Consider the following 15,751-nt stretch of genomic DNA (forward strand, 5'->3'; position numbering starts at 1 on the left):
GGGGGCGTGCCACGGCTGCTGGTCCTCGACGCTGCCCTCGGGTGCGGCGACCGGGTCGGGGAGGACGTAACCCGTATCCGAGGCTCCTCCTCACGCCGGCAGCGACCGGCCCGTGGGGATCAGCGGTCCCGGGACGGCGCGGTGGCGGGGGGCCGCCGTGCCGGTCCAGCAGGAGCCGCGGCGGGCGAGGAGGCGGCGGAGCCAGAGTTCGGTGGAGACGAGGTCGGCGAGGCCGTCGAGGGGGACCTGTTCGCCGTCGGCGGCGGCGCGCAGGGCGCGGCGGACCACGCGGGCCTCGATCAGGCCCGCGTCGGCGAGGAGCGGCGCGTCGAACAGGGCCATGAGCTGGGGCAGGGCGGCGCGCAGCCCGGCGCGGGTGGCCGCGGCCGGGACGGCGGGATGGGAGGCGCCCCAGCCCGGCGGGAGGTCGTGGATGCCGGCGCCCGCGAGGACGGTGCGCAGGACGCCGGCTCGGGCGTCGGGCTGGACCCGCAGCGATTCGGGCAGGTTGCGGCAGGCCCGTACGACCTGGTTGTCCAGGAAGGGGGTGTGCAGGCGCTGGCCGCGGATCTCCGCGGCCTGTTCCAGGACCCGGTGGTCGGCCGCGGCACGGGCGAGTGCGGCACGCGCGCGTGCCTCGCCCGGGCGCTGCACGGAGGTGGGCAGGGTCGCCGCCCGGTGCAGGCGAACCGATACTTCCGCCAGCGCCTCCCCGGTCAGCCAGCGCGCCGCGGGCCCCGGCCGCGACCAGGCGAGCGCGGAGAGCGAGGCCTCGAGCGGGCCATAGGCCCCGGTGGGCGCGCGGTTGGCCTCCAGGACCCGGGTGGCGGCGGCCTCGAGACCGGTCCGGTACGGCGTACGGGCGAGCCGCCGCGCCGCGCGGTACACCGTCAGCGGCACGAGCAGCGCCCCCGCCGAGGCGCCGGTCGCCTTGGCGAGCGCCGTGACCGGCCGCACCAGGGAGCGGCGCCGGCGGTCCATCAGGAGGTCGGCGAGCCGGGCCGGGTGGGCGTCGAGGACCTGGCGGGCGCCGAAGCCGGTGAAGTGGTCGGCGCTGCCGCCCGCCAGCCGCCTGCGGTGGCGTTCGGCCGACACCAGGGAGGGGCCGGGCTCGTCGGTGAGCGGGCCTTCGAGCTCCGCGTACGGCAGGGCCTCCTCGCCGGCCGCGACGACCACGTGGTGCAGTCGCGGGTTGGCGGCGATCTCCCGGGCGCGTTCGAGTTCGTCCGTGCGCCCGGGCGTGGCCAGGTCGTTGAAGGTGACGGCCAGCAGCCGTTCGCCCGCCCCGGTGCCGTGGCCCAGGATCGTGCCGGGCACGCCGGGCAGCCCCGCCGCGAGCAGGGCGAGGGTGCCGGAGGCGCTGCCGCCGGACAGGTCGGCGCCGATGCCGGGCGCGGGCCCGGTCCCGCGGGCCGCGCGCCGGTCGGCGGGGCCCATGCCGGGCACCGGGCCCGGGTCGGGCAGCGGCATCTCGGGGGCGTGCCGGGGCGCGGTGAGCCGCGCGCGTACCGCTTCGACGAGGGCGTCCCGTACGGCCTCCACGGCCTGCCGGGGGTCGGCCTCGGGCGCGGCGACGGCGAGGGAGGCGACCGTCTCGTAGCCGGTGATCTCCCGGGAGCCCTCGCGCAGGATCAGCGCGTGTCCGGGCGGCACCCGGCGCACTCCCTCGTACGGGGTGGAGTCGCGCAGCGCCTCCGGGGTCTCGGGGCAGGCGAGCAGGGCGGCGAGGTGGCCGATGTCGAGCTGGGCCTCGGTGAGGTCGGCGAGCGGCAGGGCGGCGGTGCCGTAGGCCGTGCCGCCGGCCCACGGGGTGTGGAAGACGGGCCGGGCGCCGGCGAGGTCACCGGTGACGGTGATGCGCCGGCCGGCCCTGACGACGGCGGTGTAGCTGCCCGGCCATGCGGTCAGGTGCCGCAGTGCGCCCCCGCGCGCGGTCAGCAGGCCGCGCCGCAGTTCCTCGTCGCTCGCGGCGCAGCAGCCGAGGACGGCGAGCCGGGTGTGCTCGTCGACGGCGACCAGGCGCACCTCGTCGGGGCGCCAGTCGCCGACCGCCCACAGCGGATCGGGGTCGCCCCACAGGAGTTGCGCGCCCACCGGCTGCACCGTGCGCCCCTCGGCCGGGTCGCCGACGGCGCCCGCCGATCCGGGCGGCGGCCCCGGGGGCACGCCGTGCGTGCCGAAGCGCGCGGCGACACTGCTCCAACCCACCAGCCACCGCATCGCCGCCTCCACAAAGGTCGAGTGGAGACATGCTGCCATGACAACGGCGCACGGGAGGTATCACGAGGGGCATCACGGCAAGGGCGAATGCGCCCCTGGCATGGGCCAGTTGAGCACCGTCACCTTTCGGCCATTCTCAACCGCCCCGCGGGGGGCGGGTTTCTCCGACCGGCCGGCGGTGAAAGAGGACGGGCTTCCGGCAGCCGGGAGGCGTGACGCCTCCCGGAGCCGTCCGCCGCCCGCGGGGAATGGGGCGACGGTGTCCCCCAGCCCGCCCGTCCGGGACATCGGTCCTCGGCCAAGCGGGCCGACCCACGCAGCACTCATGGAAGCGCTCCCCCGAGGGCCGGGCGAGAGCGCACGGCCGGGCGCACGGCCACACGGCCGGAGCACGACGCACCGCCACGGCCGGGCAGCTCATCCCATCGCACAACAATCTCGCCATACGGAACACCGCCCCTTAACGGTCGGGATCCGGCGAACTACGCTGTGCTTACGAATGCCGCACGCCTATGCCCGGCGTCGTGGCGGCCGTCTGGGTGTCGTGTCGAGGGGTGGCGTCATGTCCAGGGAGCAACGCGGGCCGAACGAAAAGCTCGGCACGGTTCTCGCCCTCGCGGGAATCAGCAATGCCGGGCTCGCCCGGCGGGTCAACGACCTCGGGGCGCAGCGCGGCCTGACGCTCCGTTACGACAAGACGTCCGTGGCCCGGTGGGTGTCCAAGGGCATGGTGCCGCAGGGCGCCGCCCCGCACCTGATCGCGGCCGCGATCGGCCAGAAGCTCGGCCGGCCGGTGCCGCTGCACGAGATCGGCCTCGCCGACGCCGACCCCGCTCCCGAGGTGGGCCTCGCCTTCCCGCGCGACGTCGGCGAGGCGGTCCGCTCGGCCACCGAGCTGTACCGGCTGGATCTCGCCGGTCGGCGGGGCGGAGGCGGGATCTGGCAGTCGCTCGCCGGCTCCTTCTCGGTGAGCGCCTACGCGACGCCCGCCTCCCGCTGGCTGATCACCCCCGCCGACCCCTCGGTCGAGCGCCGCGCCCCGCGCCCGGAGGCGGACCCGGGCCACGGCGCGGGGCCGACGGGCGGGCCCGGAGGCATGCGGTCGGGGGCCCGGATCACCACGGTCCCGGGAGCCACCGGCGGCACGGCCGGCCCGGCAGGCGGACCCGGCGCTCTCGGCGTGGCAGGCACGACGGGTGCCGCGGGCCCGGCGGGGGTGACGGGCCCGGCGGGGGTGGCGGGCCCGGGGAACGCGGCCGGCCCGGGGAACGCGGCCGGCCCGGGGAACGCGGCCGGCCCGGTCGAGCACGTGGAGCACGTGCGGGTGGGACACAGCGACGTCGCCAAGCTGCGCGAGGCCGCCGAGGACGCGCGCCGCTGGGACTCCAAATACGGCGGCGGCGACTGGCGGTCCTCCATGGTGCCCGAGTGCTTACGCGTCGACGCCGCGCCGCTGCTGCTCGGCTCCTACTCCGACGAGGTCGGCCGGGCCCTGTTCGGCGCGACCGCCGAGCTCACCCGGCTCGCCGGCTGGATGGCCTTCGACACTGGCCAGCAGGAAGCCGCCCAGCGCTACTACATCCAGGCGCTGCGGCTCGCCCGCGCCGCCGCCGACGTACCGCTCGGCGGGTACGTCCTCGCCTCCATGTCCCTCCAGGCGACCTACCGCGGGTTCGCCGACGAGGGAGTCGACCTCGCGCAGGCCGCCCTCGAACGCAACCGGGGCCTGGCCACCGCCCGCACCCTGTCCTTCTTCCGCCTGGTGGAGGCCCGGGCGCACGCCAAGGCGGGCGACGGGGCGGCGGCGGCCGCCGCGCTCAAGGCCGCGGAGGGCTGGCTGGAGCGGTCCCGCGAGGGCGACGGCGACCCGTCCTGGCTCGGCTTCTACTCGTACGACCGGTTCTGCGCGGACGCCGCCGAGTGCTACCGCGACCTGAAGGCGCCCCGGCAGGTGCGCCGCTTCACCGAGCAGGCGCTGTCCCGGCCCACCGAGGAGTACGTGCGCTCGCACGGGCTCCGGCTGGTCGTGTCGGCCGTCGCCGAGCTGGAGTCGGGCAACCTGGACGCGGCCTGCGCCGCCGGCACGCGCGCGGTGGAGGTGGCCGGACGGATCTCCTCGGCCCGCACCACGGAGTACGTGCGAGACCTGCTGCACCGGCTCGAACCGTACGGGGACGAACCGCGGGTCATGGAGCTGCGGGAACGGGCCCGCCCGCTCCTCGTCGCGCCCGCGTGACGTGACACGTGTCCCACGGTGCGGGCGGTTTAGCCGGGTTGTCAGTGGGCCAGTGCACTATCAGGGGTGGGAGGTGGCGCTGGTGTCCGAGTCGGACCGCTATGACTGTGACGTGCTCGTGATCGGCGGCGGGATCGTCGGTCTGTCGACGGCGTACGCGATCACGCGCGCCGCCCCGGGCACCCGCGTCACGGTCCTGGAGAAGGAGCACGCCCCGGCGCGCCACCAGACCGGGCGGAACAGCGGCGTGATCCACAGCGGGATCTACTACCGACCCGGCTCGCTCAAGGCCCGCTTCGCGGTCGAGGGCGCGGCCGAGATGGTCAAGTTCTGCGCCGAGTACGGCATCCCCCACGAGGTCACCGGCAAGCTGATCGTCGCCACCGGCCGCGAGGAGCTGCCCCGGCTGCACGCCCTCGTGCAGCGCGGCCGGGAGAACGGCATCCCGGTCCGCGAGCTGGGCCCGGCGCAGATCAGCGAGTACGAGCCGCGGGTGCGGGGCCTGGCCGCGATCCACGTCGGCACCACCGGCATCGTCGACTACGGGGCGGTGGCGGCCAAGCTCGCCGAGGCGTCGGGCGCCCGGATCCTGTACGGCTCGGCGGTCACCGCCGTCGACCGGCGCCCCTGGGGCGTGGCGGTGCGCACGGCGGCGGGGCGCGTGGTGCGCGGACGGGTCCTGGTGAACTGCGCGGGGCTGCACTGCGACCGGGTGGCGCGGCTCGCCGGCGACGACCCGGAGATGCGGATCGTCCCCTTCCGGGGGGAGTACTACAAGCTGGCGGACCCCTCCCTGGTGCGCGGCCTGGTCTATCCGGTGCCGGATCCGGCCTTCCCCTTCCTCGGCGTCCACCTCACCCGCGGCATCGACGGCGGCGTCCATGTCGGGCCGAACGCGGTCCCGGCGCTCGCCCGGGAGGGATACGGCTGGTCGGTCGTCCGCCCGCGGGACCTCGCGGGCACCCTCGCCTGGCCCGGCAGCTGGGCGATAGCCCGCGCGCACTGGCGCTACGGGGCGGGCGAACTGCACCGCTCCCTGTCCAAGCGCGCCTTCACCGAGGCCGTACGGCGCATGCTCCCGATCGTCGAGGAGCGCGACCTGCGGCGGGCGGCTCCGGGGGTGCGGGCGCAGGCGGTGCTGAAGGACGGCACTCTGGTGGACGACTTCCTGATCCGCGAGTCGGTGCGGACGGTCCACGTGCTCAACGCCCCCTCACCGGCGGCGACGGCCTCCCTCCCGATCGGCCGCGAAGTGGCCGGCCGGGCGCTGGCCCTGCTGTAGCCGCGCCCGGCCTGCGCGGGTCCATCCAGCGCGGGTCCGTGCGGCGCAGGCCGCGCACGCCCGTCCTCCGCGGGCCCTCCCTCCGTGGGCCGGTCCTCCGTGGCCCCGCCCGGCGCCCGGACCCGCCCCCGCACGCCCGCCCTCCGCAGGCCCTCCCTCCGTGCGCCCGTCCTCCGCGGGCCCTCCCTCGGCGGCGGACCGTAGAATCGGGGCATTGTGTCTGAGCACCCTGAGAACCCCCCGCACACCGCCCCTGCCGAGCAGCCCGTCGCGCGTCGCGGCAGCCGCATGTTCGCGCCCGGGGAAGGGCCCTCGCCCGATCCGGCCGGGGCGCACTTCGAGCGGCGGATCCGCAGCTTCCAGCCCCGCCGCAGCCGCGTCACGGCGGGGCAGGCCGAGGCCATGCTGAAGCGGTGGCCGGACTGGGGGCTCGACATCGACGGCAAGCGGGTGCTCGACCTGGACGAGATGTTCGGGGGCCTGCCGGTCGTCCTGGAGATCGGCTTCGGGATGGGCGAGGCCACCGCGCAGATGGCCGCCGCCGACCCCGGCACCGGCATCCTCGCCGTGGACGTGCACACCCCCGGCCAGGGCAACCTGCTCGGGCTCGCGGACCGGAACGGCCTGACCAACGTCCGGGTCGCCAACGGCGACGCGATCATCCTGCTGCGCGAGATGCTCCCGTCGGAGTCCCTCGCCGGCTGCCGGGTCTACTTCCCGGACCCCTGGCCCAAGAAGCGCCACCACAAGCGCCGGCTGATCCAGCCCGACTTCCTCACCCTGCTCGCGCCCCGGCTGAAGCACGGCGGGCTGCTGCACTGCGCCACGGACTGGGAGCCGTACGCGGAGCAGATGCTGGAGGTCCTCGACGCGCACCCCGACTTCGAGAACACCCAGGAGGACGGCGGCTACGCCCCGCGCCCCGGGTACCGGCCGCTGACCCGCTTCGAGGGGCAGGGGCTCGACAAGGGGCACGTCGTCCACGACCTGCTCTTCCGCCGCCGCTAGCCGGAGCCCCCGGCCTCCCTCGGCCTCCCCCGGCGCCGCTCCGGTTCGCCTACCGGCGCGGCAAGGCGTTTTCCACAGGCGCCCGAACCGGGTTTTCCACAGGCGGCGGGAACTCCCTCGCCGCTGTCGGCGGGGCTCGTTAGGGTCGTTGCGTGTCGTCGAACCCCATCGCCGGTCCTGCCGCCGAGCCCGTCCCCGCCCAGTCGCACGTCCACGCGCCCGTCCACTCGCCCGTCCACGATCCCTCTCAGTCCCAGGGGACCGTGCCCGCACCCGCTCCCGTGCCCGCGCTCGAGAGCGACCAGCCGGACTTCACGGCCGTCCCGGAGCGTGCCAAGTGGCGGTACAAGCCGCGCAAGGCGTTCTGGCGCAGCCGGCTGGTCCGGGCCGTCGCGCTGATCACCGTGCTCGCGCTGTGCGCGCTGGCGATCCTCGCGCTGGTGCGGGAGCAGACCGGCACCGAGGGCTTCCTCGTGGGTCTCGGCCTCGCGGTGCTGCCGGTGCCGCTGCTGATGGCCGCGTTCCGCTGGCTCGACCGCGTCGAGCCGGCCCCTTGGAAGAACCTGTTGTTCGCGCTCGCCTGGGGCGCGTTCGCGTCCACCCTGGTCGCGATCCTGGCCAATTCCTTCGCCGTGGAGTGGATCAGCAGCGCCACCGCCGACCCCGGCTCCGCCGACACCCTCGGCGCGACCGCCGTCGCCCCCGTCGTGGAGGAGACCGCCAAGGGCGCCGCCGTGCTGCTGCTCTTCCTCTTCCGCCGCCGGGACTTCACGGGTCCGGTCGACGGGCTCGTCTACGCCGGGTTCACCGCCACCGGCTTCGCCTTCACCGAGAACATTCTCTATCTGGGCAACGCCTTCGGCGAGGACCAGGAGTTCGGCGCCGCCGGTCTCGGCTCGATCACCGTGGGCACGTTCTTCGTCCGCATCATCATGTCCCCGTTCGCGCACCCGCTGTTCACCTCGCTCACCGGCCTCGGCTTCGGCTTCGCCGCGCTCCTCCCGGTCACCGCGAGGGCCCGCCGCACCCGCCTGGTGCTGCTGCCCCTGGGCGGCCTGCTGCTCGCGATGGGCATGCACGCGCTGTGGAACGGCTCGGCGACCTTCCACCCGCTGGCGTTCCTGCTGGTGTACGGGATGTTCATGGTGCCGGTGTTCGCGCTGCTCACCTGGCTGGCGATATGGAGCCGGCAGAAGGAGCTGCGCACGATATCCGGGGAGCTCCCGGCGTACGCGTCGGCCGGCTGGCTCGCCCATGACGAGCCGCTGGCGCTCTCCTCGATGCGGGCCCGGGCCCTCGCCCGCGGCTACGCCGCCCGCAGTTTCGGCAAGCCGGGTGCGCAGGCCGTCGGCGAGTACGAGGCGTTCGCGACGACGCTTGCGTTCCTGCGCCACCGGGCCCGGCGCGGGCAGGCCGCACCGGACTTCACGGCCCGTGAGCAGGAGCTGTTGCACCACCTGTGGCAGCGCCGCCAGGTCGCCTCGCCCGCGCTGACCCACGCGGCCCGGGTGACCGGCCGGGTGTGGGTGCCGCCGCAGTACCTGGACTACGGCGGCTACAACCCGTACCGGAGCTGACGGGGCTCAGGCCCCCGACGCCTCCGAGACCGCGGGCGTCTCGGAGGCCGCGGTCAGCGCGGCGAGCTCCGCGTCCGTCAGCCGCAGGCCGGCGGAGTCGACGAGCGCCGGGAGCTGTTCGACGGTGCGGGCCGAGGCGATGGGGGCGACGACGGTCGGACGGGAGGCCAGCCAGGCCAGGGCGACGGCGGCGACCTCGGCGTCGTGCGCCTCGGCGACGGCGTCCAGGGCGGCGAGCACCTTCTGTCCGCGCTCGGTCTCCAGGTGCTTGGCGGCGGTGCCGGCGCGCACGCTTGCGACGGTGGCGCCCGGCCGGTACTTGCCGGTGAGGAAGCCGGACGCGAGACCGAAGTACGGCACGGAGGCGAGGCCGGCCCGCTCGGCGGTGTCCAGGAGCGGGCCCTCGTAAGTGTCGCGGGAGACCAGGTTGTAGTGGGGCTGGAGGGCCACGTAGCGGGCGAGGCCCTCGGCCTCGGCGAAGTCGAGGGAGGCGCGCAGCCGCTCGGGGGAGATGTTGGAGGCGGCGACGGCACGGACCTTGCCGTCCTTCACCAGCTGGTCGAGGGCGGTGACGATCTCCTCGACGGGCACGGACTCGTCGTCGTAGTGCGTGTAGTAGAGGTCGATGTAGTCGGTGCCGAGGCGGCGCAGCGACTCCTCGGCGGCGGCCTTGATGGTCGTGGCGCTCAGCCCCTTGAAGCGGGGGTGGGCGCCGACCTTGGTGGCGACGAGGACGTCGGAGCGGTTGCCGCGGGAGGCCATCCAGCGGCCGATGACGGTCTCCGACTCGCCGCCCTCGTTGCCCTCGGCCCACGCGGAGTAGACGTCGGCGGTGTCGACGAAGTTGCCACCGGCGGCGGCGTAGGCGTCGAGGACGGCGAAGGACTGCGCCTCGTCGGCGCTCCAGCCGAAGACGTTGCCGCCGAGGGCGAGCGGGAAGACGTGCAGGTCGGAGGTGCCAAGCCGGCGAAGAGAAGTCATGCGTGGATCAACCTTCCGTGAGGACACCGCTATTCCGGCCGGGGATCATCCGGATCGGCCGCCCGCCCCCGGCCTCCCGGCGGCACCGGCCGGCGCGAGCTCCGGCGCGACGGTCGCGAACCGGTGGGCCGCCCGTGGCCGGACGGTGCCGGGGGCCGCAAACCGGTGGGCCGCCCGTGGCCGGACGGTGCCGGGGGCCGCAAACCGGTGGGCCGCCCGTGGCCGGACGGTGCCGGGGGCCGCAAACCGGTGGGCCGCCCGTGGCCGGACGGTGCGGGGGACGCGGGGCGCACTAGACGGACAGGCCCTTGGAGCGGAGCCAGGCCGCCGGGTCGATGCCGCTGCCGGACGGGGTGTGGACCTCGAGGTGGAGGTGGGGGCCGGTGACGTTGCCGGTGGCTCCGACGCGGCCGATGGTCTCTCCGGTGCCGACCGACTGGCCCGCGCTCACCGTCATCGACGACAGGTGCGCGTACCAGATCTCCGTACCGTCCTGGAGCTCCAGGACGATCCGGTAGCCGTAGGAGCCGGACCAGCCCGCCGACTTGACCGTGCCGCTGTGGACGGCCTTGACCGGGGTGCCGGTGGGGGCCGCGAAGTCCAGGCCGGTGTGGTAGCCGGAGGACCACATGGAGCCGGACTCGCCGTAGGTCGAGGTGAGCGTGTACGAGGAGGTGGGCAGCGCGTAGCTCGCGGCGAGCTTGGCCAGGCGCTCGGCCTCGGCCTTGGCCGCGGCCTCCTCCTCGGCCTTCTTCTCGGCCTCCGCGGCCGCCTGCTCCGCCGCCTGCGCCTTGGCCTCGGCCTCGGCCGCCGCCTTCTCGGCAGCGGTCTTCTCCGCGGCCGCCCTCTCGGCGGCGTCCGCGGCGACCTGCTGCTGCTCGGCCTGCTGGAGGATGCGGGCGCGCAGCGCCTCGCCGGCGTCGGTCCGGGTCTGGGTCCCGGCGGCCTCGGCGCCCGAGCCGCCGCCGTCGGTGGTGAAGGTGAGAGCGGTGAGCGGCTGGGTGTCGTTCCCGCCCGCGATCGCGTCCGAGCCCCCGTCACCGCCGGCCCCGCCCTCGGAGCCCTTGTCGTCCGCGCCGATCAGCGCGCCGACGCCCGGCAGGTCGGCGGCGTCGGGAAGGTCGACGTCCGGCAGCGCTATGGAGACCGGGGGCTTCTGCTGGGCGGTGGCCAGACCGCCGGCGCCGACCGCCGCGATGACGCCGACGCCGAGCACGGTGGAGGAACGGGCGAAGTTGGAGCGCTGCTTGACGACGCGGTGGCGCCCGCCGGAGCGGCTCCGGTCCCTGAGGGATTCCTCGGTGGGATTCCACTCCTCCGCGTCCGCGCCTGCGGCGCCCGGCGCCCCCGAGGTGTCGAAGTAATCGAAGGGGGTATGCGGAGCAGGGGTGTTGGAGGCCACGGAGGCGCTCTCCTTTCCTTCCTTCTCGCCTACCGGGTTAGCTGACGGGTTCGGAGCAGGAAGGTCTCCTACGGGCGGCCGCACGGGTGCGGTGGGGCCCGATTCACCCCAAGTGGTGGTTCCCCGGTTCCCTTGCGGGATTCGGCGCGTGCGCACGGTGCCGTCTCTTGCGACGGCTGGGACGACCGCGCTGCGTTATCGAACGTTAATAGACGCGGCCACCCGATTCCAAGCCGTTCCCCTTGATCATTAGCTGAATTGGTAGGGAAATGCCCGAGTTGACCCCCCTTCAGAAAGAGGTCAGGACCAAACGCTCGATCTGACGTTACGTCAATTGTTATCGGAGCGACACCTCGCCACTACGCCCCGTCACGGCGCCGATCCGCCCTCCGGCGGCACCACCGGCATGGTCCGCCGCCGCTCCGGTTGCCCCGCCGCCGGGCGGCTCACCGCGAGCAGCGCCATGTCGTCCGTCGTGCCCCCGCCCGTGTGCCGGCGCACGTCCGCCACCAGCGCGTCGAGCAGCTCCTCGGGCCCGGGGAAGATCCGCCCTGCGAGCCGTTCCCCGGGGTCGTAGAACACCCCCGCCCCGTCCCGGGCCTCCGAGAGGCCGTCCGTGTAGAACAGCAGCGTCGCCCCCGGCGGGTACGGCGTCTCGTCGGCCCGGTCCGGCCACACCCCCAGATCGCCCATGCCCAGCGGCAGCGCGGCCTCGCTCGGCCGCAGCACCTCCACGCCCCCGTCCTGGAGCAGCAGCAACGGCTCGGGATGCCCCCGGTTGACCACCCGCACCACCCGGTCACCGCCCGGGATCTCCGCGAGCACCGCCGTGGTGAACCCTTCGAACGCGTCCAGCCCGTCGCGCCGGGTGCCCTCCCGGGCCAGCGCCCGCTCCAGGCGCGCCGCCACCCCCTCCAGCGTCTCCTCCTGCTCGGCCGCCTCGCGGAAGGCGCCGATCACCACGGCCACCGCCTCCACCGCGTCCAGACCCTTGCCCCGCACGTCGCCGACCACCAGCCGCACCCCGTGCGGGGTGTCCTGCACCGCGAACAGATCGCCGCCGATGAACGCGTCCGCCTGCGCCGCCTCGTAGCGCGCGGCGATCTGGAGGCCGCCGATCCGCTCCGCGGGCGCGGGCAGCACCGCCTTCTGCGCCGTCTCGGCGATCACCCGTGCCGAGGCGAGCCGCTCGCCGCTGCGCCGCACCACCCGGCCGATCAGCAGGGCGAGCCCGGAGACCGTGGCGACGGTCAGGGTCTCCGTCAGGGACGGGATCCGCATCACGGTCCCGTTGTAGACGTGCAGGCCGATGCCGGCGACGACGGCGGCGATGCCCGTGAGCAGCGTCGTCAGGGTGGAGAAGAGCGGGGCCGCGATCAGCGGCGCCGCCGAGAACAACGGCGCCGCCGTGTACTGGGGCGGGGTCAGCGTGTCGAAGACGACCCCGCCCACGATCAGCAGCGGAGGCAGCGCCCGCAGGAAACGCCGGGCGCCCCGGTACTGCCCGCCCGCGGGACCGGCGGACGCGGCCCGTACGGCACCGGACGACGAGCCGGAGACCCGGCCGGACGACCGCCCAAAGGGCCCGCCGCGGCCCCCACCGCGGGGCCCACCGGCCGAAGGTCCGGCGGACGCACCGAAGGGCCGGCCGGAAGCCGGACCGCCCCGGCCGCCCCCGGACGACGTACCGGCGGACGCACCGGACGACGGACCGGCCGACGGGTCACCGCGCCCCGCACCGGCGGGCGCACCGGGGCGGGCGGCACCGGAACGGCCACGCCCGCGCCGCATCCCCGCTCGCGCCACCTGTGCTCTCCCACCTGGACATGCCCGGACCCGCCCGGTCGCGGACGGACCCGCGCCCTCCCCAGGGTGCCGTCAGGCCGAGCGGCTCGGCGACTCCTCCTCGGCCGGTTGGCGTACGGGCGGCGGCTCGGCCAGCCGCCCGCCGCGGGCCAGCAGCGCCATCGCCCCCGCGCACCCGAGGCCGACCGCGCACAGCACCAGCCAGGGCACCACCGACCACCCGGTCACGTCGAGCAGGGCGCCCGTCCCCAGGTTCCCCAGGGTGATGCCCACCCCGCACACCGTGTTGTAGAGCCCGTAGTGGGTGGCGACCCAGCGGTTCTTCGACAGGGCGACGACGGTGTCCATCTCGTACGGGTAGAGCACCGCGTTCGCGACCGCCAGGACCGCCGTGCACAGCAGCAGCCCCACCAGCGAGCGCCCGAGCGCGGCCGGAACCAGGAAGGCCCCGCCCATCAGGGCGAGTCCGAGCACCAGGCACCGCTCGCGCGACAGCCGCGCCGAGCACCAGGCGGTGATCCGCAACTGCCCGGCGAGCGCCACGAGCGCCGACACCACGAACAGCGCCGTGGTCGCCCCCGTGCCGCCGGCGGCGAGCGGCAGCGCCAGATAGACCTGGAAGGACAGCACGTACGAGCCGGTCATGCACAGCGAGAACAGCCAGAACGTGCGGTGGGCGAGCACCGTACGGAACTGCCCGCGCCGCTCCTCTCCCCACGGAACCTCGGCCTCCACGGCTCGCCGCACCGGCAGATGCCGCAGCTGTACGAGCGTGAGCGCGGCGAACAGCACCGCCGCCACCGTGCACGTCAGCCGGAACGACACCCCTGTCAGGGCTACCCCGACCAGCGGCCCGAGCAGGATGCCCGCCTGGTAGTACACGTTGAACAGGGCGAACGCCTCCACGCGCCGCTCCCCCGCCTCCGCCGCCAGGTAGGCCCGCACCGCCGGGTTGAACAGCGCCCCGGCGAGGCCCGTCGCGAGCGAGGCGGCGAGCAGCGCCGGCAGCGACTGCGCGAAGGCGAGCGCACCGAAGCCCGCCGTGCGCAGCGCGCACCCGGCGACGATCAGCGGCTTGAAGCCGAGCCGGTCGGCGAGCGCCCCGCCGAGCAGGAACATGCCCTGCTGGGACAGGTTCCGCGCGCCGAGCACGAGCCCGACCGCCCAGGCGGCCATGCCGAGGCCGTCCGCCAGGTGCGCGGCCAGGTACGGCATCAGCATGTAGAAGCCGAGGTTGATGGTGAGCTGGTTGAGGAAGAGGAGCCGGGCGGCGGGCTCGAAGCCGCGGGTCCGGCGCCAGACGCTCATCGGGCCCCGCCCTGCGCGGTGCGGGCCTCGGTACCTGCCCGCGCCGTACGGGCCCCGCCGGCGCCCGGTGCCGTACGGGCCCCGACGCCGCCTTCCCGCGCACGCGCCTCGGCGCCGCCCCCTCCCTTACGGATCCCGGCTTCTCCCTCGCCCGCACTCACTTCGGCGCCGGCCTCCCCCTTCCGGACCCCGGCTTCTCCCTCCCCCGCACGCACCTCGGCGCCGGCCTCCCCCCTACGGCCGCCGGCTTCTCCCTCCCCCGCACGCACCTCGGCGCCGGCCTCCCCTCTACGGGCCGGGCGGTCGAGCACCCGGCGGGTCCAGCCGCTGACCGGCTCGCCGGGCGCGTACGCCTCCGGGTCCTCCCGTACGGGGCCGTCGAGCAGGCCGTGTGCCGCGCAGAACTCGTCGTTGAAGACGGTGTCGAAGTAGCGCTGCGGGCCGTCCGGGAAGACGGCCGCGATCCGGGTGCCCCGCGGCCGGGTCCGGGCCAGCCAGCCGGCCACCAGGGCGACCGCGCCGACGCTCCAGCCGCCGGTCGCGAACTGCCGGGCGGCCAGCCGGCGGGCCGCCCGTACCGCCTCGGCCGGTCCGACCCAGTGGATCTCGTCGAAGGCGCCGTGGTCCACGTTCCCCGGGTGGATGGAGGAGCCGAGGCCGCGCATCAGGCGCGGACCGGCCGGCAGGCCGAAGACGGTGGAGTCGATCGAGTCGACGCCGACGAGTTCGAGCGCGGGGCTGCTGGTGGCGCGCAGGGCGCGGGAGATGCCGGCCGAGTGGCCTCCCGTACCGACGGCGCAGACCAGCACGTCGATCCGGTCGAGCTGACCGGCGAGTTCGGCCGCGAGCCCGGCGTAGGCATCCGGGTTGTCGGGGTTCCCGTACTGGTCGGGCCACCAGGCCCCGGGCAGGGCGAGCAGCAGTTCGGCGACCCGGTCCATCCGGGCCTGCTGCCAGCCGCCGTGCGGGCTGGGCTCCGGCACGACGTGGACCTGGGCGCCGTGGGCGGTGAGCATCCGCTCCACGATCGGTTCGAGGCCGGGGTCGGTGACGACGTGGACGGGATGGCCGTGCAGGATCCCGGCGAGCGCGAGTCCGAGGCCGAGGGTTCCGGAGGTCGACTCGACGATCGGGGCGCCCGGCCGCAGGGCGCCGCGGCGGCGGGCCTGCTCGACCATGTGGAGGGCGGCGCGGTCCTTGATGCCGCCGAAGTTGAAGCCTTCGAGCTTCGCCCAGTAGCCGTCGTCCATCCACAGCACGGGGGTGTTGCCGACGGTCTGCCCGGCGACGGACAGGAGGTTGGCGGGGTGCGTCATGGGGGTCTGCGTCCCTTGGGTGAGGTGGGGCTCCGCGCGTACGCGGGCATGCGGAAGACCGGAGGCGTACGGCTCGGGCTCGATGCGGCCGGAGTTCGGTCGAGCGGCCAGGGCTCGGTCGAGCGGCCGGGGCTCGGGCTCGTACGCGGTCCGGTCAGTTCCGGTCCACTCCCAGGGCGATCAGCAGACGGCCCGGCTCGGGGCCGGGGCCCGCCCTGCCGCGGACGCAGCGGGTGTGCGGGGCCTGCGGGAACGCCTCGTCACCGGCGACGAGGACGGCGCTGCCGGCGTCCGGCGCCGACAGCTGCGTGCCCGTGGACTGCGCGGGCAGATGCGCGTCGAAGGACCAGCCCTCCCCCGACCGCTCGCAGCCGTGCGGCAGGGCGGGGGCGGAGACGCCGGTCTGGGCGGGGCCGCCGGCGAGGGGCAGCGAGTGGCCGTGCGTGCCGTGGCAGACGCCCGCGATCAGCGCGACGAGCGCGAGCAGCAGCAGGACGGCGGGCGCCCGCCGTCCTGCCGCACGCATCGTCACGCTCCGGTCACTCATGGTGCGCGTGAGGTTACGCCTCGCGCTCGCCCGGTGGCAAAGGGACGGGCGCGGATCCGGCCACCCTT

At 75.4% G+C, this 15,751-nt stretch carries 10 protein-coding genes, 1 pseudogene and 1 riboswitch; of the genes and pseudogenes, 4 read left to right on the top strand and 7 right to left on the bottom strand.

Annotated elements, in window-relative coordinates:
• Window positions 1-90: 90 nt before the first annotated feature.
• Window positions 91-2,220, bottom strand: coding sequence for an asparagine synthase-related protein (locus tag ABD954_RS16030; RefSeq protein ID WP_345492219.1), 2,130 nt, complete (start codon window positions 2,218-2,220; stop codon window positions 91-93).
• A 562-nt stretch (window positions 2,221-2,782) separates the two neighbouring features.
• On the opposite strand from ABD954_RS16030, the gene ABD954_RS16035 reads away from it, so the two are divergent.
• The 4 genes from ABD954_RS16035 to ABD954_RS16050 all read left to right on the top strand — a co-directional run bounded on the left by ABD954_RS16035 (window position 2,783) and on the right by ABD954_RS16050 (window position 8,323).
• Window positions 2,783-4,456 carry an NsdA family TPR-like regulatory protein gene (locus tag ABD954_RS16035; RefSeq protein WP_345486720.1) on the top strand — a complete coding sequence of 558 codons (1,674 nt, stop codon included), beginning with the start codon at window positions 2,783-2,785 and terminating at the stop codon, window positions 4,454-4,456.
• Window positions 4,457-4,538: 82 nt separating this feature from the next.
• The gene (gene lhgO, locus ABD954_RS16040; RefSeq protein ID WP_345486721.1) at window positions 4,539-5,738 is read left to right on the top strand and encodes an L-2-hydroxyglutarate oxidase; all 1,200 of its coding nucleotides are present in this window, start codon (window positions 4,539-4,541) and stop codon (window positions 5,736-5,738) included.
• A gap of 288 nt (window positions 5,739-6,026) precedes the next feature.
• Window positions 6,027-6,746, top strand: a complete 720-nt coding sequence (trmB, locus tag ABD954_RS16045) for a tRNA (guanosine(46)-N7)-methyltransferase TrmB (RefSeq protein WP_345492221.1) — start codon at window positions 6,027-6,029, stop codon at window positions 6,744-6,746.
• Window positions 6,747-7,009: 263 nt separating this feature from the next.
• Window positions 7,010-8,323: a PrsW family intramembrane metalloprotease gene (locus tag ABD954_RS16050; protein ID WP_345492223.1), complete on the top strand. Its 1,314-nt coding sequence runs from the start codon at window positions 7,010-7,012 to the stop codon at window positions 8,321-8,323.
• 6 nt (window positions 8,324-8,329) lie between these two features.
• On the opposite strand, the gene ABD954_RS16055 is transcribed toward ABD954_RS16050, so the two are convergent.
• From ABD954_RS16055 to ABD954_RS16080, 6 genes and pseudogenes are all read right to left on the bottom strand, one after another.
• Window positions 8,330-9,304: an aldo/keto reductase gene (locus tag ABD954_RS16055; RefSeq protein WP_345486722.1), complete on the bottom strand. Its 975-nt coding sequence runs from the start codon at window positions 9,302-9,304 to the stop codon at window positions 8,330-8,332.
• 292 nt (window positions 9,305-9,596) lie between these two features.
• Window positions 9,597-10,706, bottom strand: coding sequence for a M23 family metallopeptidase (locus ABD954_RS16060; protein ID WP_345486723.1), 1,110 nt, complete (start codon window positions 10,704-10,706; stop codon window positions 9,597-9,599).
• A gap of 12 nt (window positions 10,707-10,718) precedes the next feature.
• A riboswitch (cyclic di-AMP (ydaO/yuaA leader) is annotated at window positions 10,719-10,863 on the bottom strand.
• A gap of 212 nt (window positions 10,864-11,075) precedes the next feature.
• On the bottom strand, window positions 11,076-12,185 hold the full coding sequence (locus tag ABD954_RS16065; RefSeq protein WP_345492225.1) for a PP2C family protein-serine/threonine phosphatase: 1,110 nt from the start codon (window positions 12,183-12,185) through the stop codon (window positions 11,076-11,078).
• Window positions 12,186-12,584: 399 nt separating this feature from the next.
• Entirely contained in the window at window positions 12,585-13,820 is a 1,236-nt protein-coding gene (locus ABD954_RS16070) for an MFS transporter (RefSeq protein WP_345486724.1), read from the bottom strand.
• A gap of 269 nt (window positions 13,821-14,089) precedes the next feature.
• Window positions 14,090-15,136: pseudogene (locus ABD954_RS16075) on the bottom strand (PLP-dependent cysteine synthase family protein); the annotation flags it as partial.
• Window positions 15,137-15,290: 154 nt separating this feature from the next.
• Entirely contained in the window at window positions 15,291-15,683 is a 393-nt protein-coding gene (locus ABD954_RS16080) for a hypothetical protein (RefSeq protein ID WP_345486725.1), read from the bottom strand.
• Window positions 15,684-15,751: the final 68 nt, after the last annotated feature.

The organism is Streptomyces roseoviridis, from assembly GCF_039535235.1.
Taxonomy (GTDB): domain Bacteria; phylum Actinomycetota; class Actinomycetes; order Streptomycetales; family Streptomycetaceae; genus Streptomyces; species Streptomyces roseoviridis.

What these genes read in the sequence shown, in the direction of transcription:
- ABD954_RS16070 (WP_345486724.1), bottom strand. Translation starts at nt 13,820, where the DNA reads ATGAGCGTCTGGCGCCGGACCCGCGGCTTCGAGCCCGCCGCCCGGCTC.
- ABD954_RS16080 (WP_345486725.1), bottom strand. Translation starts at nt 15,683, where the DNA reads ATGAGTGACCGGAGCGTGACGATGCGTGCGGCAGGACGGCGGGCGCCC.
- ABD954_RS16035 (WP_345486720.1), top strand. Translation starts at nt 2,783, where the DNA reads ATGTCCAGGGAGCAACGCGGGCCGAACGAAAAGCTCGGCACGGTTCTC.
- ABD954_RS16030 (WP_345492219.1), bottom strand. Translation starts at nt 2,220, where the DNA reads ATGCGGTGGCTGGTGGGTTGGAGCAGTGTCGCCGCGCGCTTCGGCACG.
- trmB (WP_345492221.1), top strand. Translation starts at nt 6,027, where the DNA reads ATGTTCGCGCCCGGGGAAGGGCCCTCGCCCGATCCGGCCGGGGCGCAC.
- ABD954_RS16055 (WP_345486722.1), bottom strand. Translation starts at nt 9,304, where the DNA reads ATGACTTCTCTTCGCCGGCTTGGCACCTCCGACCTGCACGTCTTCCCG.